The organism is Coleofasciculus sp. B1-GNL1-01 (assembly GCF_040220235.1).
In the GTDB taxonomy this organism is placed as follows: domain Bacteria; phylum Cyanobacteriota; class Cyanobacteriia; order Cyanobacteriales; family Coleofasciculaceae; genus Coleofasciculus.
This window is the reverse complement of record NZ_JAVJTO010000096.1, coordinates 59974-79786: the sequence shown is the minus strand read 5'-3', so window position 1 is coordinate 79786 and position 19813 is coordinate 59974. Positions and strand designations below refer to the sequence as shown.

Sequence of the window (19813 nt, the reverse complement as noted above, 5' to 3'; positions counted from 1 at the left end):
CTTGAACTGATTGGCGCGTTCACGTCCAATAAAAGAAGAAACTTGAATATACTCTTTATCTAAAGATTCCCGATAGATTTTCAGGGAATCTCTGCAAAACTGAGACTGTACCGATTCTAAATTGCTTTCACTATAATCAATTAAAACTGGGTAAAACTCAACCGGGTAAGCATCTGGATCTTCTGGTAAGCTGTCACCACAAGATTCTTTTGGGAATGACATAGATTGAAATGGGTTATTAGTTAACTGGGTATCAGTTTTTTGACGAGGATTCAAAGGCTGTAAAAATTCAAATGACTCAGCAACTTTTACGGCTTCCACAAAACTCATCGCTTCACAAGGCTCTTCGTCATAACCATAGGAAGGAGAGTTAAACATAAAATCACCAAAATCTTTATTATGTTGTTCGCCATAAAAGCCTATACTAGATACTCTATCGCCCATTTTTACTGAACTTGTATATGCAATAGGAGTCAAGCCTAATGCCCGAGAATTAGCATTTACAACTGCTGATAAACCTGCCCCACCTCCTTCTACGAGGACATGGAATCCTTGAAAGCTAAAACATTGATTATTCATTGGATTCTTATACCAAATATCATAACTGTTTCCATAATCTCCTTGTTGACGAACATCAAACCGAGTTAACTCAAATCCTTGAGGAATATAGGTTGGAACTACTACTTTGAGTGTATCTGGCTTGCTACTGACTAGAAGGCTTACTTCACTTCTATCAATTGCTAATAATTCTTGCATTTGCGCTTCACTTAACAAAGCGGCTTTGGCAATTTCTTCAGTAGTTTCAAACTTCTCTGGTGTTTCCAAATTATCTGTTCTGGATGATGGATTTTCTGATAATTCTCTAATAATTTCTGGCTCTGAAATCTGTACGTTTTCAAAATATTGGCTGATAATTTCTTTAAATTGTTCTGCCTTTTCTCTACTGGTAAATGTAGCTAATTGCATACCGAAGTCAGGGCTTAAAAAGCCTAACACCTGTTGACAATATTTTGCTTGAATTAGTTTAAAATCGCGTTCTTCATTCCCATTAATGAAAACCGTATAAAGTTCAATGGGATATGCTTGTGGGTCTTCTGGTAGAGAATCACTACAAGACTCTAAGGGAAAATTAGTGGCATCAAACTGTTTTTTATCAGATACTGTTGAAGAACTAGATGAGCTTGGATTTTCTGGATTCGCAAGTTCTCCCCCTGGATTACACCCTGATAGCAAGAGTCCGATAAAGAGTTGAGTGGCTAAAAAGTATTTTATTTTCATGGTTTTATTGACTCCCTCAAAGCGCTTCTAATGCTGTAAAAATTAAAATGACTCAGCGACTTTTACTGCTTCCACAAAACTCATCGTTTCACAAGGTTCTTCGTCAAAGCCATAGTCTCAATTCCAATACGCGAACCCTTAAGCCGAATATCATTGGGGGCGAGAATATTGAAATAGTCTTCGAGTTGCATCGTTGGCTCCTTCTATTCAAACTTAAAACTAAGGCGTAGCCGGCTAAGGTGTTCGGCATTTAAACTTTAATGTCAATAATGGCTCTCATCCTTGCCGTAGTGCGTTAAGCGAAGCCATGCCGCAGGCTTTGCATCTTGCTCCCTACATCAAGCATCTTGCTCGTTACTAATACCCAATTTAAATGCTTGACAGCTTATATCTCTATAATCAAAACTCTACACTACTTTGAACCCCTCCCTAACCCTCCCCTTGCTAAGGGGAGGGAACTTTAATTTCCTCAATCAAACCGCCAATTAAACGGTAGACGCGCATAAATCCCTTTCGGATCATTCAGCGCTTGTAACATTGCCAAATCCTCTTTCAATTTCATGAACTCTGCCATTAAGGGATCAAGCTGTCGTGTAGTCTTACTATCATTCCCGACAAACTCTTCAATCAGGCGTTCTTCCAAGGTTTGGAAACGAGGATATTCTTCTAATTTCCAATCCTCACCTAAATTTGCCTCTTTGACGGCATACTCAATCGCATCATCGAGTCCGCCAATTTCATCGACTAACCCCAACTGTTTAGCATCAATACCCGACCAAACTCGCCCCTGAGCAATTTGGGCAACTTTATCTTTGGGTAGCTTGCGAGACTCAGCAACTTTATCCAGGAATTTAGTGTAAATTTGGTTCACAATGTTTTGGATTAGGGCTAACTCTTGCGGCGTTTTGGGACGAGAAACGGTTTGCAAATCAGCCAAACGTCCCGTTTTTACCACATCCCAAGTAATCCCATTCTCGTTGGCAATTTGCTGGACATTCATCAGTAGTCCAAACACTCCAATTGAACCCGTCACTGTATTGGGTTCGGCAAAAATCCGATTACCATAAGTGGAAATCCAATATCCCCCAGATGCAGCAATATCTCCCATGGAAATAATCACAGGTTTGGAGTCACGAGTAAGTTTGACTTCCCGTTGAATAATCTCAGACGCCGTAGCACTACCCCCCGGACTATTCACTCGTAAGACAACAGCTTTTACTGAATCATCAAGGCGCAATTTCCGCATTTGTGCGGCAAAGGATTCCCCTCCCACCTCTTGGACACTTCCTTCACCATCGACGATTTCACCACTGGCATAAAGGACGGCAATTTTATTTTTAGAAGCCTGTTGATGTCTAGGTTTATCGGCAATGTCTGCATAAGTAGACATCCGAATCTTGCGAAAGGATTTCTCGGTTTCACTTTCACCCGTGAGTTCCTGAAGTTGGGCAATAACTTCATCGTAATACCCCACTTTATCGACTAAGCGACGCCCGATCGCATCCGATGCTAAGACAATACCTTGAGTATCCGCGATCGCTTGTAACTCTTGAGGTGTTACTTGACGACTTTTTCCTACCGTAGTCCGAAATTCTGACCACAGATCTCCGAGTAACGCATTTATCTGCTCTCGGTTGTCTTGACTCAATTCTTTGAGAACAAAGGGTTCTACGGCTGACTTATATTTGCCTACCCGAATCACCTGAATCCCAATGCCAAATTTTTCTAAAGCCCCGGTGAAAAACATGGGCTGAGAACTAAAACCATTCATTTCCAGGCTACCCATGGGATTGAGGACAATTGTATCGGCGATTGAACTCAGATAATATTCTCCCTCCCCAGAATCGACATCGTAGGCGATAATTTTTTTGCCGCTTTCTTTGAACCGTTCTAATGCTTCTCGGACTTCTTTCAGCGTGGCAAATCCTGTACCACTACTGGTGCTTGTCTGTGATCCATCGAGGTAAAGCGCCACAATTCGGGAATCCTCAGCCGCCGCGTTTAAGGTATCGACAACCGTGCGTAATGTAATCGTGTCGGTTTCTTCTCCAGATAGTGCTTCTTCAATCGCTCGACTGGTGCTAGATGTCGGATCGGTATCCCGAACCGTTAAGGATAAATCAAAAACCAGTACCGATTTATCTTTGACTTGGGGTCCAGTATCTCTGGATGCGGCTGTGATAATTAAACTGATGAGTCCAACTGTACTGATGCCAAAAAACAAGGTAAAACCGATTAGGCTACCCAGTACACTGGCAAAGGTTTGGGTAATAAATTTACGCATTTTCGGGTTATCCGTTATGAGTTATTCGTTATCTGTTGTTTATGTTTAGTTGTTGTCCGAAACGTTTTCAATTGATTTAAGATAAGAGTTTAACTGGGATTTGACTTTCCTGATGAGTGGTTTGACTAGAGTCGGGTGTTGCTCCGTTATAAGCTGTCCTGTATCGGCTTGTATTAACCAGCGCTGGGTGTCAGACCAAGAAACTATAGCCAGCTTGACGGACAACTGCCTCTATCCTAACTTGAATATCACTGACTTTAGAGTTTGTAGTAAGCGCTAAAGTGCTTCTGGCGCTAAAGCGCAACTACAAACATTCATCCTAACTTCTTTAAGGCGTCAGATTGCCTGAGTTGAGGCAGATTGGCATTTCCTGTACAAAAGAGTACCGTGGTTATTTCCGCGATTAATAACTCCACGAGTTCATCCACCGCCTCTGTAGACTCTGATGCGGCTTGGAGAAAGGGAAAGGCTAATCCAGCTAAATCCGCACCCAGCGCGATCGCTTTGGCAACCTCTAACCCATTGCGTAATCCACCGGAAGCGATTAGGGGAACATCAGGGGCAATGTCTCGAATACTGGTGATACAATCGGCTGTGGGTAATCCCCAGTCGGCAAAGGTTTGTCCTAAGCGACGTTGCTTGAGATTTAATGCCCGTTCACTTTCAACTTTTGCCCAAGACGTTCCCCCTGCACCCGCAACATCAATGGCGCTAACACCCGCATCAAGTAGTTTCTGTGTCATGGGGGCTGAGATGCCATTGCCGACTTCTTTGGCAATCACAGGTACAGGCAGCTTGCAGCACAATTTGTGTATTTTGTCAAGCAAGCCGCGAAAATTGGTATCCCCATTCGTTTGAATACATTCCTGTAAAGGATTGAGATGCAAAATTAAGGCATCGGCGGCTAACAGTTCCACCACGCGCAAGCATTCATCCAAGCCGTAACTGTAGTTCAGTTGAACCGCACCCAAATTCGCCAATAATAGAATATCCGGTGCAAGCGATCGCACGGCAAAGGTATCCGCCACTTGTGGATTCTCCACCGCGACTCGCTGGGAACCTACACCCATGGCTAATTGATACGTTTGGGCGACTTCAGCCAGACGAAAATTAATCGTTTGCGCCTGTTGGGTTCCCCCAGTCATAGAGGATATTAGCAAGGGTGCGCCTAAGGTTTTACCCAGAAACCCGGTAGAGATATCAATTTCATCGCGGTTGATTTCCGGTAAACAACAGTGGGTAAACCGATAACGTTCTAATCCATTGGTGATTTGATTAAACTGCACATCTTCATTGAGACAAATTCTGATGTGATCGGCTTTGCGCGTTTGGGTTTCTGTCATCGTGCTGGAAAATGAGAACAGGGTAGGAGGGTAGGAGAGTTTGCAGCAGGGTTCAGCCAACGATATACTAAAAGACTTTGATTAACTCCACAGCATCTCGTCCATCAAAATCTTGCAAGTAAACCTTAACTTGTTCGTCTCTAGAGGTAGGTAGCTGTTTGCCTGTAAAGTCGGGACATATCGGTAACTCACGATGTCCGCGATCGACCAGAACTAATAACTGAATCACTTCAGGTCTACCGTATTCATTCACCGCATTGAGGGCGGCGCGAATTGTGCGCCCACTAAAGATAACATCATCGACCAATACCACAATTTTGCCCGAAAGATCACAGGAAATCTCGGTTTTCGCTGGGGTACGGACGCCAATCTGATCCAAATCATCGCGGTAGAAGGTAATATCGATCGCGCCCACGGCTACCGATTCCTGTTCTAACATTTCAATTTGCCGTCCTAGCAGCTTGGCGAGGGGAACTCCGCGAGTATAAATGCCTAAAAGCACAAGTTTAGACACATCTCCGGCACGTTCAATCACCTCAGATGCCAAACGAGTGACAGTGCGGCGCAGTTCTTCAGGGGAGAGAATTTCAATAGTTTGAGTTGGCATTCTCGTTGGTGGTTTGATGGCGGATGGGATAGGACTAGGGGAGAGAATTAGGGATATTGTCTAGAGTTCACGGCATATAGTTTGGAGTAGGGGCGGGTTGAGGGACTAATGTAAATTGTCTTTCCTAATTTGGTTGCAAAACCCGCCCTTTGTTTAAGTTTGGGGTTTTGAGGTATGACCCTTCGCTGCGCTAGTGGAGAATCGAGTTTTGATGCCATATATATAAGGATGGGAATAAATGAGAAGACTCCAGTATGGCGATCGCGATAACCAGCCAAATCAAACAGCAGTATCGGGTCAACTGTAACCCTTGGTCAATTTTGGTCGGTGTAATTGGATCAACCGGATCACCTAAAAGGGGTTTATATTTGGCAACTCCCTGATACCAGTTGGTTCCCCCAAGTTGTACGCCCAGAATAGCAGCATAAGCGCATTCACTCCAACCGGAATTGGGACTAGGATCGCTGGTTGCATCTCGGTAGCATAAACTCCATACTTTTTGAGGTTTTCCTGACAAAAGCGCTAAGGTTATTACCGTGAACCGACAGGGTAGCCAGGTTAAGTAATCCTCAAGTTTAGCACTGAACCACCCTAAATCTGTATAAGGTTCGCGTCGATAACCAATCATTGAATCGAGAGTGCTAGCCGCTTTATAGGCTAAAGCCAAGGGAACGCTACCCACTATCGGAAAAAACGCGCCAATAATAGCATAAAATAAGGGCGCTGTAACACCATCCGTAGCATTTTCGGCGATAGTCTCTAGAACCGCCCGAAACATTTCCGGCGCTGTCAATTTTTCTGTATCTCGACCCACATATTGACGCAAACGAGAACGCGCTTGCTCTAACTCTTCATCAGTTAGCGGTTGTACCACATCATCAGCCGCGTTTCGTAAACTGCGACCCGCAAAACAGCTTGCTAGCAGAATACTTTCAACCCCAATCCCTACCCAAGGATGAAGCCAGTTTGCTGCCAACACGATGAACCAGCCTGCCATACCACTACCGATAATTAATCCTAACCCCAATCCAATTCCGGCGAGGCGGCGTTCCCATGGACGATAAAGATTGTGAATTATCCATTGGCTAAAGTGAGAAATCAGCCAACCCATGACTTGGACGGGATGAAGCCAACCCCAAGGATCACCTATCCAGTAATCTAGACTGGCGGCAAGTAACAAAACAATGACACTTCTAGTCAATCTTGTTGCCTTTGAGCGTATCTATATTATCTTCCCAATTCGCACCATCAAACGGCACTCTGGCAAATCGAGACAGGACATCATCATCGAGACAACGCAGGTTAACATCAATCGACTGGGGATGAGAACGGGGACGATAAAAGGGGTGAATCCCACAAATACGGCAGAATGTATGTTTAGCGGTATGGGTATTAAACGTATACGTTGTTAAAACGTCAGCCCCACTCAATAGAGTAAACCGTTCCGGGGGTACAATTAGGTGGATGAAGCCTTTTTTGCGACAAATTGAACAATTGCAATCGATTGCCTCGTGCTGGTCAACTGTCACACGGAAACGGACAGAACCACAGTGACAGCCCCCTTGATAGGTAATCAGTTGATTCATACTGGTCATTCCCGATCAAAGCCTCTATTAAATCACAAAACTGGTTTGTTCTCCTTGAGCCGCTTGCCAACTTCGAGCATCATAGTAAAGATCGGCAAGGGTTATGCTATATAGGGCATCTTTGAGTTTTTCATGCAGTCGATGCCACAAGGTTAAAGTTACCCAGTCTTCAGCTTGAGTGGCATCTGCCTGGTGGTGGTGTAACGGTTCGATTGTTTCACCAACGGCTTCTAAAATCTGACCCAGAGAAATTTTTGAAGGTTTGCGAGCTAATTGATAGCCACCTTGAGAACCCCGTACTGAATTCACTAAATTAGCACGACGCATTTCAATCAGTAGTTTCTCTAAATAGGGTGCGGGTAGATCTTGGCGCTGGGCAATCATTTTAACGGATGTTGGTCCATAACCGGGCTGTAGGCTGAGATCAAGGAGCGCTTTAACACTATAATGTCCGCGAGTTGTCAACTTCATAGGGATTGTAATCTCTCCTAGCTTGGAGTTGGTTTGAAGCTGGAGTCTAATTCAGCCAGTTTCAGGTTGGGTTGTACAGGGTTAAGAGTTGAACGGTTTTTTTTTATTGACGTCCCCGGAAGGTTGTACTGTCAACTATAACCAGGTGGGTTTTTCCTGAAGCCTGATAACGCCTCCCATCAATCCTGAGTTTTACACATCATTGGTTTTTGTTGCTGACTCGATCAACTGGAAACGCCTCACCTTATCACTCCGTATCCATTGCTGACACGTTCTCCAGTCGGCGGTTGATTTGTTAAACAGATAAATTCAACAAATATAAGCAACTATGTTGACAGTATCCGTGTAATATAGTTCTATAGAGGATGATATAAGACCAAGATTTTGTTATCTTGGTTATGTATCAGTATAGCGAAATCGCTACCTGAGACCTCACTGTTTAGGTTTAGATTCAAGTTGATGGCTAAAAAGAAAAAAATGGAGTCCAAGATGGAACCCTTAGAGGGTCAAGCACTGCTTGAGAAAGTTAGAGAGCTAGGTAACCTCAGCAAAGAAGAAAAAGCTAGAGCCTGTGGCTACTACACCGTAACTAAAAACGATGTAGAGCGCGTCAATATGATGAAATTCCTGAATGCGCTGATTGACGCTGAGGGTATTGAATTAGATAGCAAAGCCAATGGCAATGGACGCGGGGGTAGGAGTGCGAGCTATCGCATCTCTGTGCAATCTAACGGTAATCTGCTTATTGGTTCTGCTTATACGAAACAGATGGGTTTACAACCTGGGGATGAATTTGAAATCACCTTAGGTCGTAAGCACATTCATCTCAAGCAACTTGGCGCAGAAGAGGAAATTGATGAGTAAGACTCAGGCGATAGCTAAGGAAAAGCTAAAAGCCTAAAGAGGCTGACTGTTTACCAGCATTTCAATTGCCTTGAGTCACATAGCAACAACGGATAAGTCCGCGTCCCAACCATCAGGTTGGGCGATAGGATTTTTATTGGAGTTGGCAAAAAAGACCCCCGTTATAATCCAGAAGATTTAGCGGGGGATACATCGTGCTATTCATTGAAATGGCTAAGATATAGCACTAGGCATTCTAGTTAATCCAATGGGGAGAGGTCATCAACAATAACAGAGACACATACATCCCCCAAAACAAGATGAAAATAAATTGAATGTCGCGTCGAGCCACGAGGATAGCCGCGATCGCGAAGGTTAAGGCGACGGAACTAGAAACGACAGGTAAAAGGCTTCCAGAGGCTTCTAGTAGGAAATAAACAGTAGCGGCGATTGCCCCTAAAGACATGAGACTCAATCCAAAAACCCAGAGACGCGGATAGGATTGAGAGCGGGGCGAATTCCACACGGCAGCAAGTTGAGCGCCACCTGCTAGGGCTAAAGCGGGGTAGATTGGTAAACTATACGCCGATAAGGGAGACCCGATTAGACAAACGGCTCCCCCATAAACACCCGTCCAAACCAATACGAATTTTGCCCAACCCCAATTGCGATGAGTCCACGCCAACCCTAATCCATAAGACGCAAAGAGTAACCAGGGAACCGAGAATTTTAAGAACTCCACTAGGTAATCGTAATAGCCAGTAAGAGTCCTGGGAATCTTGACAGAATGCCAAAAGGGTTGTAAAGATTCTTGGATCAGATTGGCAGTGAGAAATGCTTGACCCTCAAGCCAGGGTAGAGTATACCAAACCAATCCGGGGATGATACCTAATATCCAACCCAACCACCAATAGCCAGATCTGAGCAGTCTCGGCGTATCCCAGGCAATAAAAATCAAACCGATTGCCAGCAAAAGCAATCCGAATCCAATTCCCTGAGTCAGACCAATTAAAGCGAATCCAATACCGGCTACCAATGACCAACGCAAATCACGACGCGATCGCAACAGACATAGCATCATTAGCATCACAAAGAATAACACTGCACTATCTGCGATCGCGAGACGTCCATACTGCACCACAGGGAATACAGTTAAATAAATGAAGCTCGAAAAAAGCGCATTTTGACGAGAGGGGAAAATTTCTCGACCGATTCCATAGAAAAGGGGAACAGACAGAGCGCTCAGAAGGGCAGTCGGTAAGCGGGTGATCAAGGTATTATCATTCCCTGTCTTATAAGCCAAAGCAATTAGCCAATATAGTAAGGGTGGATCTTCAACATAGGATTTGTCCCCAAACGTTGGATAAAACCATTGCCAAGATGCCAAAGGCGTGGTAGTTAATTCACCAGCGACCTGATTGATCGTTTGTTCACCCCCATTTAACAGAGGTGGGCTATCCAGATTTAGGCAAAATAAGAGCAAAGCGGCTAAGAGTAAGCCGAACATCCACATCCGCTCAATCCAACGTTGAGTTTTGCGAATTCGACTCTCTGAGCGTCCCGAAATAAATGTTTGACGATTCATCTTTAAACGAACAAGTTAGAGTGCTGCTGGTCGCCAGTCGTTCACCTTGCTGCCATCCAACAGGTTGCCATTGCCTTCACCGTGACTCAACCCGTGGCGCGACCTAATCAAACGGTGACTTTTCAATTATGACTTTTCAGTTAAAAATAAAAAACTCTGACTACCTCGATCAGTGTAACTTTAGGAATAACTATCGTCGGGATTAAGTCAGCTAAACCTGCTTCAGAGCGACAAGTCTAGCAAAAACTGACTTGCTTATAGATAGATAGACGTAGCCGCGTTAGGATCAACGTTAGCGTCACACCCTTGGGGTTAACCGAATCACTCCTGCCGCTTATTCACAGTAATATAGTTAGGCTTTATCAACTCAACTTGCTCATTTTGCTAAATAGAGCCAATCATCAGGCATCTAGAACTTAATCGATCACCTGCGACAAGCATACCTATGGAAGGATCTTTTGAATTAACCCTACAAATGGTCATCGCTGTCTGTGCTGGAATCAGCGCTCAGGTGATTGCCGAATACCTAAAAGTCCCTAGCATCGTCTTTCTGCTGATCTTCGGCGTTGCCCTCGGCTCCGATGGTTTAGGGTTATTACACCCCCAAGAACTGGGAGTGGGTCTGGAAGTCATTGTTGCCTTATCCGTAGCCGTGATTCTGTTTGAGGGAGGACTGAATCTCAACCTACGCGACTTAGGCAAAGTATCCGGTTCTCTGAGAAACCTCGTCACCCTGGGAACACTGATTACCCTGCTAGGCGGTGGAATGGCTGCCCATTGGTTAGGAGAATTTCCCTGGTCGATTGCCTTTCTCTATGCGGCTCTCGTGGTGGTGACGGGTCCGACGGTGATTGGTCCACTGCTCAAACAAGTGAAAGTAGACCGACGAGTTGCCGCCCTTTTAGAAGGAGAAGGGGTATTAATTGACCCCGTGGGGGCGATTCTATCCGTTGTCGTCCTGGATACCATTCTCAACAGCGAGGCGGGAGCCTCTGCTGCCATTGTCGGTCTAGGGTTACGCCTGAGTATTGGTGGTGTGATTGGCGGTATTGGTGGCTGGCTGCTGGGTTTATTTCTCAAACGAGCCGATTTTCTTTCAGAAGACCTGAAAAACCTGGTTGTGTTAGCTGGGATGTTAGGCTTATTTGGCTTGGCACAAACGATTCGCTCCGAATCCGGATTAATGGCAACTGTCGTCGCCGGAATCGTCGTCGGCGCATCTTCTCTACCAGAAGAACGGCTGTTACGACGGTTTAAAGGACAATTAACCGTGCTGGGGGTGTCCGTACTCTTCGTTCTCCTCTCCGCCGATTTGTCCATTGACAGTGTTTTCGCCTTAGGCTGGGGCAGTGTCTTCACGGTTTTGGCATTAATGACGCTGGTGCGCCCCGTGAGTGTCAGCTTATGTACCTGGAATAGCGGCTTAAATTGGCGACAAAAAATCTTTTTATCCTGGATTGCGCCCAAAGGAATTGTCAGTGCTTCCGTTGCCTCCTTATTTGCGATTCTCTTAACCGAACGCGGGATTAATGGGGGAGATTCGATTAAAGCCCTGGTCTTCCTAACGATTATGCTGACGGTATTTTTACAAGGGTTAACGGCGCGTTGGGTTGCCCAATGGCTACAACTGAATCCCCAGGAAAAGGCAACGGGTGCGGTGATTGTGGGCTGTAATCCTTTGAGTCGTCTGATTGCGCGTTTGTTTCAAGAACAGGGAGAAGATGTTGTCCTCATCGACACTGATCCCGAAGCCTGCCAAAAAGCCGAGGAAGAAAATCTGCGGGTGTTTCAAAGCAGTGGTTTAGATGTTGAGGTTTTAGAAGAAGCTGGGATTGAATCGGTGGGTACATTTCTGGCAATGACCAATAATGGGGAAGTGAACCTCGTCTTAGGGCAACGCGCCGTGGAAGAGTTTACTCCACCGCGAGTGGTTGCTGTATTTCCTCGTGATCCCCAAGGCAATGCCTCAAATAATAAAACCAAAATTCATCAAGCCTTTGTGCCGCAACTACCGATTAAGACGTGGAACAAATATATTGTCGAGGGACAAGTCAAGTTAGGTACAACCACGTTAAAAGAGTCGGGATTAGCTTTTCAGCGAGCGCATTTACAAGCGTTGATTCGGGCGGGAGAACTGGTTCCCTTATTAATCGAACGGCAAGCCAGTTTACAAGTGGCTAGCGCTAATGAAACTTGGCAAGCTGGCGATCAAATTATTTATCTGCTGCATGATCCCAGACCTAAACTCTTGAAACGCTTATCCGGTGGCAGTTCGTCCTCCCGGCTGGCGGTAGAAAAGTTGCCAGAGGTTGAGGAGATTCCGATTTCTGAGCCTGTGGAAGAGAAAGTGGTTAAAGAAATTGCCAATAAACCGAAGGGTGAAAAAGAGGCGAAGGTTGAAGGATGAAACAGTTTTGACCACTTCGCAAAGCTTTTCGGGCATGGCGTGCGAGTGTGTAGGGGCGGGTTTAGACGCTTCCTTAGTGGGGGTAGCGATAACATTTCAACAAAACCCGCCCTGACAATGCAGGTTTTTTTATTCAATACTGTCTAATGATTCAGAGGAATCGCTCACTGAATAAAGGGCGCAAGCCTTGCGCCCCTACGATTTTTACCTTATAGCACTACGCACACAGGTTAGGACAAAAGAAGAAAAATTTAAATCGCTTTGACCCTGAGCGAAGTCGAAGGGTCAATCCCTTGAGGAGTCAGTGTTTTTCTTCAAAGAAAGCCCATTGCCTATTGCCCATTGCCTAGCGCGTAGCGCTATAAATAGGGAACCCATGATTTCATTGGTTCTGGCGAACCATACCAAAGTCCCTGTCTTCGCGGTGAATGCAGCACCCCTTCTAAGGTGAGATTCACCGCCCCCTCTAAATGAGCCGCTTCAATGGGAGTAATCCCATCTCCCCAACAATTGCCGACTCCACAGGTTTGCTGATAACTGTTATACGCTAACCATTGACCCAAACGTCGTTGACCATAAATAGCTTTACCCGCGACACAAATATATTTAACCTGGGGATAAAATGCCCCCGGATAGTTGATTGCCACGAAATCCAGATTACGTTTTGTCCAGCGCTCTTGGCTAGTATGAGGTGTCCCTAACGTTACCAATGTGGCAATAGCAGGATGAGCATTCCAAAATCCGGGGACTGAGGATATTACATCGCCATGAATATCGTAGGGTTTTTCGCCCAGGTAGATTCGGGCAATCCAGCCTCCGGCGGAATGACCAATCAGATTAACCTGAGTGGCGTTGTAATCTGCCATAACCTGTTTCACGGTTTGGTCAAGTTGCCGTAAGATGGGCAAGACTGAACGACCGCCAATGGTGGGCATCCAATCGCCTTGTCGTAGCGGTACAGTAACGGTGGGAAACCCTAACTGATTTAACGCGGTTTCTAATCCTCGATATTCAGTTGCCCCGGCAAAAAAACCCGGTAGAATAACAGTCGGTAGTGGCATTTGGGATTTTAGAGCTTTTTAATTATTAATCAAACGTAACAAATAATCATGGGGCAAGTTGGCACACTTTACGGTCTGAGTGTCGGTCCAGGCGATCGCGAATTAATCACGCTTAAAGCCCTGCGTATCCTCAAACAAGCACCTGTGGTGGCGTTTCCGGCGGGAGTAAGGGGGAAACTGGGTATGGCTCAACAAATTATCGGGCAATGGTTAGACACTCAACAGGTTCAACTGCCTTTAACATTTCCTTACGTGCAAGACCTTGACATTCTTACCCAAGCGTGGAATAAAGCCGCCGAACAGGTTTGGCATTATCTAAACGTTGGGCAAGATGTGGCGTTTGTTTGTGAAGGGGATATCAGTTTTTACAGCACGTTTACCTATTTGGCGCAAACCTTGCAACAGCAGCAACCTACCGCCGTAGTGCAAATGATTCCTGGCGTTTGTTCACCCATGGCAGCCGCCTCAGTGTTAGGATTACCGCTAACGGTACAGCGCGATCGCTTGGTGGTGCTGCCAGCTCTCTATAATGTAAAGGAACTGGAAACAATTTTAGACTGGGCGGATGTCATAGTCCTGATGAAAGTAAGTTCAGTGTATGAACAGGTTTGGCAGGTGTTGCATCGCCGCCAATTATTGGACACCACTTGGGTAGTCGAACGTGCTACCCTACCGGATCAAGTGATTTATCACGATTTACGCGATCGCCCAACGCTGAAATTACCCTACTTTTCGATCATGATTGTCAACGTTACTCAATCCCTGAGTTCAATTAGACTCTAGATTATTTTTATTAACGGCGTCGCGGAAGTCCTCACCCAAGGGCGAAGTAGGGTGAGGATGGACAGCGGGAAATTGAGGAACGAAATTTCCAATCTTCAGGACTTGCTTACCTTAAATGGTATATAGTGGTAAGAGGAGGTGAAAGCGATGCGACATCAAGCCATCAAAGTTAGGCTATATCCGACAACTGAACAACAAGTGATACTAGCTCAACACTTTGGCTGTAGTCGCTGGTGGTGGAATTATGCACTCAATTTGTGCATTGAAACTTACCAGTTAACGGGTAAAGGCTTGACACGTTCAGCATTAAACGCATTTTTGCCTAAGCTCAAGAAACAGGAGGAAACCGAATGGTTATCTGAATGCTATTCTCAAGTTTTGCAAGCTACCACACTAAACCTGGTAGCTGCCTACAAAAACTTTTTCGAGGGTAGAGCTAGATACCCAAGGTTCAAGGCTAAAAGGAATAAGCAATCCATTCAGTATCCTCAGTCGGTTAAAGTTGTTGATGGTTGCCTCAAGTTTCCCGGTCGTGTTGGCGTAGTCAAAACTAAAATACACCGACCAATTGAAGGAACTATCAAGACAGTAACGGTTAGCATGACGCCATCGGGTAAGTATTTTGCATCTGTATTAACCGAGGTAGAAGGGGATAATCCTCCTGTCAGCACTCTCGCAAGTCGAAGTGAAGGTAAAATTGCCGGGATTGACTTGGGATTAAAGGATTTTGCCATTGTTAACGATGGGGTTAAAACCTCTAAGTTTGATCACCCCAAACATTTAGCCAAGCATGAGCGTAACCTCAAGCGGAAGCAACAGAAATTAGACAGAAAGGAGAAAGGAAGCAAGTCACGAGATCAAGCCAGGAAACTGGTGGCTAGGGTTCACGAACGAGTTAGTAATGTCCGTCAAGACTACTTACATAAGCTATCGAGAAAGCTTGTTGACGAAAACCAAGTTATCGTAGTCGAAAGTCTAAATACTAAAGGCATGGTTCGGAACCACAAACTAGCTAAAGCAATTTCTGATGTAGGCTGGGGAATGTTTGTCAATTTTCTATCGTACAAACTCGAAAAAGAGGGTAAGGTACTGGTAGAGATTGACCGATGGTTTCCTAGTTCAAAACTCTGCTCAAACTGTCATTATCAGGTAGACGAGATGCCCTTGGAGGTTAGGAGTTGGACTTGTCCGAGCTGTGGCACTCATCATGATAGAGATGGTAATGCCTCAGCAAATATTAGAGCGGAAGGTGTCAGAATGCTTCGACAGGCTCAACAACATTTATCGGTCTCAGGGACTGGGACTGCTGCTGGTGGAGGGGATGTGAGACCGAAGCTTGGGCGTAAGTCTAAGCTGACGCAATCCCCAGCGAAACCAGAAGCTCAGGCTTCAACGAAATAAGCCTGAGTAGTTCACAACGAATAGAATTCCCGACAACCCCGCAACGGAGAGCATGATAACGGCTATGTCGAATCTTTTATTTAGAACGGTTTCCGAGAAACTTAATCAGCCAACCGGAATCGCCGTCATGGCATCGGTGGGTATTCATGTCATCTTGGGGCTAACCTTACCCTCTTATGTCCCCGTTTTTTCCAATGAAGCGCCACTAACTCGGCGAACTGTACAAATGCTGGAATTAAGCGAAGCCGATTTGAGTCGCCTACCCGATTTATCAGTGCCAACGGTTCCCCCCTATATTTATCAGCAGACACCATTACAATCGCCATTCCCACCGCTCCCACCTCTCCCCTCTCAGGATTCCTTAGATTCTTTACCCCTCGATGGCAACATTTCCGTGGCGTCCCCTTCACAATCGTTAAAAATTCCGTCATCGTCGTCTTCGACTCGGAAACGAACCAGAACCCGAATCTCCCGGAATCAACCGAGTACTCCATTTCCACCCATGAGGAGAAATCTAGGAATTCCAGTTTTTCCCAGCCAACTTCCGCCACCGCCTCCCCCAGGAACAATGAATCCTGAATCAAGATCCATACAAACAGAGCCGATGCCGAGTATTGATCGTTTGGCAGCGCAATTACGCGATGATCGCAACTCATCGGTGTTAACGAATCCACGCTCTAAACCACCGGAACCCCACAGAGATAAAAAGGAAGTTGCTCTCAATCAAGAGACTGATCCCGCCGCTAATGAAGATGATCCAACCCCAAATCCGGAAGAGACGGCATCAGAATCGGATCAGTCAGTAGCCGAGAAACCCAACTCTGAGCAACAGTCAGATATCACTGGCGCTGAAGAGAATAAGGTACAACCTCCACCCAGAACATTGATTGCTTCTTATCCCAAAGCCGCTTGCCAGAAGCGGGCGAATGGCAACGTCCGATATAGCGTCGTTGTCGGCACTGATGGCAAACCGACGAATTTACAAGTCATTCAACGAGCAGGTGATCCCATTCTTGAGCAAAAGGCACAAGATACAATTCAAGCTCATCGTTTTCTGAATCGCACGGAACAGCCCCAGGAATACCAAGTCTCGGTAGAGTTCTCAGGTCAAGACAAGGTGTGTCCGAAGCCAACACCTCCCGAAGCCTCGGATCAGACTCCTGAGGGTTCTAATTCGCCAACACCCCAACCTGAGAATCCGGAGGCGGCTGAGGACTCGAATTCCCCAAGTTCTTCCTCATCCAATTCAGAAACCTCGGATGGTGATCCAGAAAACTCTGAACAACCATCGCCATCAGACACAACCTCAGAGTCCGAGGCTCAAAAAGACCAACCTGAAGAGTCAGCGAATCCAGCAGAGGAAAGCCCTGAAGCCTCCAACCCACCTGACGTAGTTGTACCCATACTCTAGCCTCAGATGGGCTGGCGCTATCAATTTTTGACCCGTCTCATCCTTGATCCCCAACCGGATGTTAAGATGATCGACGGTTAGAATTATCCCCTCCGAGATTACAGCAAAAAGGAACCCAAGTCATTATGCCTTCACGAGAACCTCGCCGCATACTCATAACAGGTGGAGCGGGGTTTATTGGCTCCAACTTCGTCCATCACTGGTGCGATCGCTACCCCGATGATCGAGTCGTTGTTCTCGATTTGCTCAGTTACGCCGGCAATCGTCGGAATCTAGAGCCAGTCGAGGGACGAGAGAATTTGCGGTTTGTACCGGGAGATATTTGCGATCGCACGTTGGTTGATGCCTTACTCCGCAGTGAGACAATTGATACCGTCGCCCACTTTGCGGCGGAATCCCATGTTGACCGCTCCATTTTAGGACCCGAAGCGTTTGTGAGAACAAATGTTCTGGGTACATCAACTCTAGTCGAAGCCTTTCGCCAGCATTGGAAAAAACGGGGGTGTCCAAAGAGCGATCGCTTCCTTCATGTGTCTACGGATGAAGTATACGGCAGCTTGAGTCCGAATGACCCGTTATTTAGTGAAACAACACCCTATCAACCCAACAGTCCGTATGCGGCGTCTAAAGCGGGTAGTGATCACATCATTCGTGCCTATCATCATACCTACGGCGTCCCCACATTAATTACCAATTGCTCAAATAACTACGGTCCCTATCAGTTTCCCGAAAAGCTGATTCCCTTGATGTGTATTAACATCATGCTGGGTCAACCCTTACCCGTTTATGGAGATGGACAGCATGTGCGGGACTGGCTTTATGTGAATGATCACTGTCAAGCCATTGATTTAGTCATTCACCAAGGAACTCCCGGCGAAACCTATAACATTGGCGGTAACAACCAAATCAAGAACCTGGATTTGGTTCAGATGGTTTGCCAGCTTATGGATGAATTAGCTTCGGATTTACCTGTTTCTCCCAGTAAAAAGTTAATTACTTCTGTAAAAGATCGACCCGGACACGATCGCCGATACGGGATTGATGCTCGCAAAATTAAGGCAAAACTGGGTTGGACACCTCAAGAAACCATTGAAGGGGGATTACGTAGCACCGTTGAATGGTATTTGACCCATCGGGATTGGTGGGAACCGTTGCTGTCGAAGGAGTACAAAGATTACTACCGGAAAATTTATGGTTAAATCAGCAAAGGATGTTTGCAGATAGTTGGGTGAGGATATAAGCTGTTCGGTATTCAAACCTTAATGTCAACAATGACGAAATCCTTGTAGTGCGTTTAGCGAAGCCATGCCGCAGGCTTTGCATCTTGCTCGCTACTCATACCCAATTTACGGCAGTTTTCAAGTTAGTAGACTACAGACGATGATTGCGCCCAAAAGCATCGGTTAAGTCAAAGGGCAGATCTGCACAGAGTCCTTTAACACTTTTTTTCGGAATATTGGGAGATTTTCTGCGGAGAAATTGCACAAAATCTAAAACTTCATTTTGTTGACTTGGGGGCAGTTGGCGGAGTTCTCTGAGAACGATGGATTCGATAGTGTTCATATTGTGTTCCAATACCTTTTTGCTAACGCTTGCTAACCAATACACTCCTTGAGGGAGGGTGTATTAACCAGCGAGATTAATCTCCATTATGAATCAATTATCACTCGTAGGGGTACGGCATTGCCGTACCCTTACCTCATGTACCTCTTTACGGCTGCATCTGTTGAATTTGGTCAAGGGCATTTTGATAAATTGTCATATTACCCTGTTGTCTGGATAACTCTGCCGCCTTTTGGAAATCCGCGATCGCTTCTTCTTCGTTCCCTAATTGAACAAAGGCAGTTCCCCGATTGTAGTAGGCAGCAGCATAGTTAGGATCACGTTGAATCGATTGAGTGAAATCGGCAATTCCCTCCTGAAGTTCCCCCTGTACTACACGGACAACTCCGCGATTATAGTAAGGTTGAGCATTATTAGGGTCAATCGTAATTGCCTGATTAAAGTCAGCGAGTGCTGCTTGGGTATCTCCCTGTTTAAAATAGACAGCTCCTCGAGTATAGTAGGCTTGAGCATCGTTCGGATCAACCTCAATTGCCCGATTAAAGTCGCGAATTGCCGCCTCCATGTTGCCCTGTTTCACACGGGCAACTGCGCGGTTGTGATAAGCTGGAGCGAAGTTAGGGTCAATTTCAATTGCTGTGTCAAAGTCGGCTAGCGCTTTCTGGACTTCTCCCTGTTGTCCGTAAGCAACTCCCCGATTGTCATAGGCTGGGGCGTAATTAGGATCAATTTCAATCGCCCGGTTAAAGTCGGTGATCGCACTATCAATGTCCCCCTGTTGCTGACGAGCAAATCCTCTGAAGTTGTATGCTTGGGCAGAGTTTGGATTAATCTCAGTCCACCGATTAAAGTCCCTAATTGCACCACTAATATCACCCTGTTTCAGGCGAAAAATTCCTCGTTGAGCATAAGCTGGGGAATAAAAAGGGTTAAGCTCAATTGCTCGATTAAAGTTAGTGATTGCTCCCTTAAGATCACCACTTTGCTCTTGCTGTATTCCTCGTTGGATAAAATCCTCAGGAGTGGTTTGGGCAATATAATCTTTGAGCGTAACCGCATCTATTGGGCAATTTTGAACAGCACGAGCAGTTATTGGGGTGATCAGGATAGCCGTTAAACCCAATAGAGGAATTGTACGGTGAATGAATTTCATAGATGTCTCCTGAACTCGACATATTAAATGGGGAATT

The 19813-nt window shown here is 45.7% G+C and carries 16 protein-coding genes and 2 pseudogenes; 6 read left to right on the top strand and 12 right to left on the bottom strand.

The window, feature by feature from the left end:
- The 8 genes and pseudogenes from RID53_RS24025 to RID53_RS23990 form a co-directional block, all read right to left on the bottom strand.
- Positions 1 to 1278, bottom strand: a pseudogene (locus tag RID53_RS24025) (hypothetical protein); the annotation flags it as partial.
- 110 nt (positions 1279 to 1388) lie between these two features.
- Positions 1389 to 1469: pseudogene (locus tag RID53_RS24020) on the bottom strand (DUF433 domain-containing protein); the annotation flags it as partial.
- A gap of 278 nt (positions 1470 to 1747) precedes the next feature.
- Complete coding sequence (gene sppA / locus RID53_RS24015) at positions 1748 to 3562, bottom strand: signal peptide peptidase SppA (RefSeq protein ID WP_446390502.1); 1815 nt, start codon at positions 3560 to 3562, stop codon at positions 1748 to 1750.
- Positions 3563 to 3876: 314 nt separating this feature from the next.
- A complete protein-coding gene (gene fni / locus RID53_RS24010; RefSeq protein WP_446390501.1) occupies positions 3877 to 4905 on the bottom strand; it encodes a type 2 isopentenyl-diphosphate Delta-isomerase in 1029 nt (342 codons plus the stop codon).
- 67 nt (positions 4906 to 4972) lie between these two features.
- A complete protein-coding gene (gene pyrR, locus RID53_RS24005; protein ID WP_446390500.1) occupies positions 4973 to 5512 on the bottom strand; it encodes a bifunctional pyr operon transcriptional regulator/uracil phosphoribosyltransferase PyrR in 540 nt (179 codons plus the stop codon).
- A gap of 190 nt (positions 5513 to 5702) precedes the next feature.
- Positions 5703 to 6713 (bottom strand): adenosylcobinamide-phosphate synthase CbiB, encoded by a 1011-nt coding sequence (gene cbiB, locus RID53_RS24000; protein WP_446390499.1) that lies wholly within the window; start codon positions 6711 to 6713, stop codon positions 5703 to 5705.
- A complete protein-coding gene (locus tag RID53_RS23995; RefSeq protein WP_446346743.1) occupies positions 6706 to 7098 on the bottom strand; it encodes a GFA family protein in 393 nt (130 codons plus the stop codon). The genes cbiB and RID53_RS23995 overlap by 8 nt, the downstream gene beginning before the upstream one ends.
- A gap of 27 nt (positions 7099 to 7125) precedes the next feature.
- Positions 7126 to 7569, bottom strand: a complete 444-nt coding sequence (locus RID53_RS23990; protein ID WP_446390498.1) for an Rrf2 family transcriptional regulator — start codon at positions 7567 to 7569, stop codon at positions 7126 to 7128.
- 459 nt (positions 7570 to 8028) lie between these two features.
- On the opposite strand from RID53_RS23990, the gene RID53_RS23985 reads away from it, so the two are divergent.
- Entirely contained in the window at positions 8029 to 8433 is a 405-nt protein-coding gene (locus RID53_RS23985) for an AbrB family transcriptional regulator (protein WP_006099102.1), read from the top strand.
- Between the two features lie 235 nt (positions 8434 to 8668).
- Here RID53_RS23985 and RID53_RS23980 read toward each other — a convergent pair whose 3' ends face one another.
- Positions 8669 to 9997, bottom strand: a complete 1329-nt coding sequence (locus RID53_RS23980) for an ArnT family glycosyltransferase (RefSeq protein WP_446390497.1) — start codon at positions 9995 to 9997, stop codon at positions 8669 to 8671.
- 445 nt (positions 9998 to 10442) lie between these two features.
- Here RID53_RS23980 and RID53_RS23975 point away from each other — a divergent pair, with 445 nt between their 5' ends.
- Positions 10443 to 12404: a cation:proton antiporter gene (locus RID53_RS23975; protein ID WP_446390496.1), complete on the top strand. Its 1962-nt coding sequence runs from the start codon at positions 10443 to 10445 to the stop codon at positions 12402 to 12404.
- 359 nt (positions 12405 to 12763) lie between these two features.
- On the opposite strand, the gene RID53_RS23970 is transcribed toward RID53_RS23975, so the two are convergent.
- Complete coding sequence (locus RID53_RS23970; RefSeq protein WP_446390495.1) at positions 12764 to 13465, bottom strand: esterase/lipase family protein; 702 nt, start codon at positions 13463 to 13465, stop codon at positions 12764 to 12766.
- 48 nt (positions 13466 to 13513) lie between these two features.
- On the opposite strand from RID53_RS23970, the gene RID53_RS23965 reads away from it, so the two are divergent.
- The 4 genes from RID53_RS23965 (at position 13514) to rfbB (ending at position 18259) form a co-directional block, all read left to right on the top strand.
- On the top strand, positions 13514 to 14248 hold the full coding sequence (locus RID53_RS23965; protein WP_446390494.1) for a precorrin-2 C(20)-methyltransferase: 735 nt from the start codon (positions 13514 to 13516) through the stop codon (positions 14246 to 14248).
- Positions 14249 to 14395: 147 nt separating this feature from the next.
- On the top strand, positions 14396 to 15649 hold the full coding sequence (locus RID53_RS23960; protein WP_446390493.1) for an RNA-guided endonuclease InsQ/TnpB family protein: 1254 nt from the start codon (positions 14396 to 14398) through the stop codon (positions 15647 to 15649).
- 64 nt (positions 15650 to 15713) lie between these two features.
- The gene (locus RID53_RS23955; protein WP_446390492.1) at positions 15714 to 17060 is read left to right on the top strand and encodes a TonB family protein; all 1347 of its coding nucleotides are present in this window, start codon (positions 15714 to 15716) and stop codon (positions 17058 to 17060) included.
- Between the two features lie 125 nt (positions 17061 to 17185).
- Positions 17186 to 18259, top strand: coding sequence for a dTDP-glucose 4,6-dehydratase (rfbB, locus tag RID53_RS23950; protein ID WP_446390491.1), 1074 nt, complete (start codon positions 17186 to 17188; stop codon positions 18257 to 18259).
- A gap of 172 nt (positions 18260 to 18431) precedes the next feature.
- On the opposite strand, the gene RID53_RS23945 is transcribed toward rfbB, so the two are convergent.
- Positions 18432 to 18623 (bottom strand): DUF2281 domain-containing protein, encoded by a 192-nt coding sequence (locus RID53_RS23945; protein WP_446390490.1) that lies wholly within the window; start codon positions 18621 to 18623, stop codon positions 18432 to 18434.
- Between the two features lie 148 nt (positions 18624 to 18771).
- A complete protein-coding gene (locus RID53_RS23940; protein WP_446390489.1) occupies positions 18772 to 19776 on the bottom strand; it encodes a tetratricopeptide repeat protein in 1005 nt (334 codons plus the stop codon).
- Between the last annotated feature and the right edge of the window lie 37 nt (positions 19777 to 19813).

Bases quoted from the DNA above. Each gene is read 5' to 3' on its own strand.
- sppA (WP_446390502.1), bottom strand. From the start codon at position 3,562: ATGCGTAAATTTATTACCCAAACCTTTGCCAGTGTACTGGGTAGCCTA.
- fni (WP_446390501.1), bottom strand. From the start codon at position 4,905: ATGACAGAAACCCAAACGCGCAAAGCCGATCACATCAGAATTTGTCTC.
- pyrR (WP_446390500.1), bottom strand. From the start codon at position 5,512: ATGCCAACTCAAACTATTGAAATTCTCTCCCCTGAAGAACTGCGCCGC.
- RID53_RS23995 (WP_446346743.1), bottom strand. From the start codon at position 7,098: ATGAATCAACTGATTACCTATCAAGGGGGCTGTCACTGTGGTTCTGTC.
- RID53_RS23990 (WP_446390498.1), bottom strand. From the start codon at position 7,569: ATGAAGTTGACAACTCGCGGACATTATAGTGTTAAAGCGCTCCTTGAT.
- RID53_RS23985 (WP_006099102.1), top strand. From the start codon at position 8,029: ATGGCTAAAAAGAAAAAAATGGAGTCCAAGATGGAACCCTTAGAGGGT.
- RID53_RS23980 (WP_446390497.1), bottom strand. From the start codon at position 9,997: ATGAATCGTCAAACATTTATTTCGGGACGCTCAGAGAGTCGAATTCGC.
- RID53_RS23975 (WP_446390496.1), top strand. From the start codon at position 10,443: ATGGAAGGATCTTTTGAATTAACCCTACAAATGGTCATCGCTGTCTGT.
- RID53_RS23970 (WP_446390495.1), bottom strand. From the start codon at position 13,465: ATGCCACTACCGACTGTTATTCTACCGGGTTTTTTTGCCGGGGCAACT.
- RID53_RS23965 (WP_446390494.1), top strand. From the start codon at position 13,514: ATGGGGCAAGTTGGCACACTTTACGGTCTGAGTGTCGGTCCAGGCGAT.
- RID53_RS23960 (WP_446390493.1), top strand. From the start codon at position 14,396: ATGCGACATCAAGCCATCAAAGTTAGGCTATATCCGACAACTGAACAA.
- RID53_RS23955 (WP_446390492.1), top strand. From the start codon at position 15,714: ATGTCGAATCTTTTATTTAGAACGGTTTCCGAGAAACTTAATCAGCCA.
- rfbB (WP_446390491.1), top strand. From the start codon at position 17,186: ATGCCTTCACGAGAACCTCGCCGCATACTCATAACAGGTGGAGCGGGG.
- RID53_RS23945 (WP_446390490.1), bottom strand. From the start codon at position 18,623: ATGAACACTATCGAATCCATCGTTCTCAGAGAACTCCGCCAACTGCCC.
- RID53_RS23940 (WP_446390489.1), bottom strand. From the start codon at position 19,776: ATGAAATTCATTCACCGTACAATTCCTCTATTGGGTTTAACGGCTATC.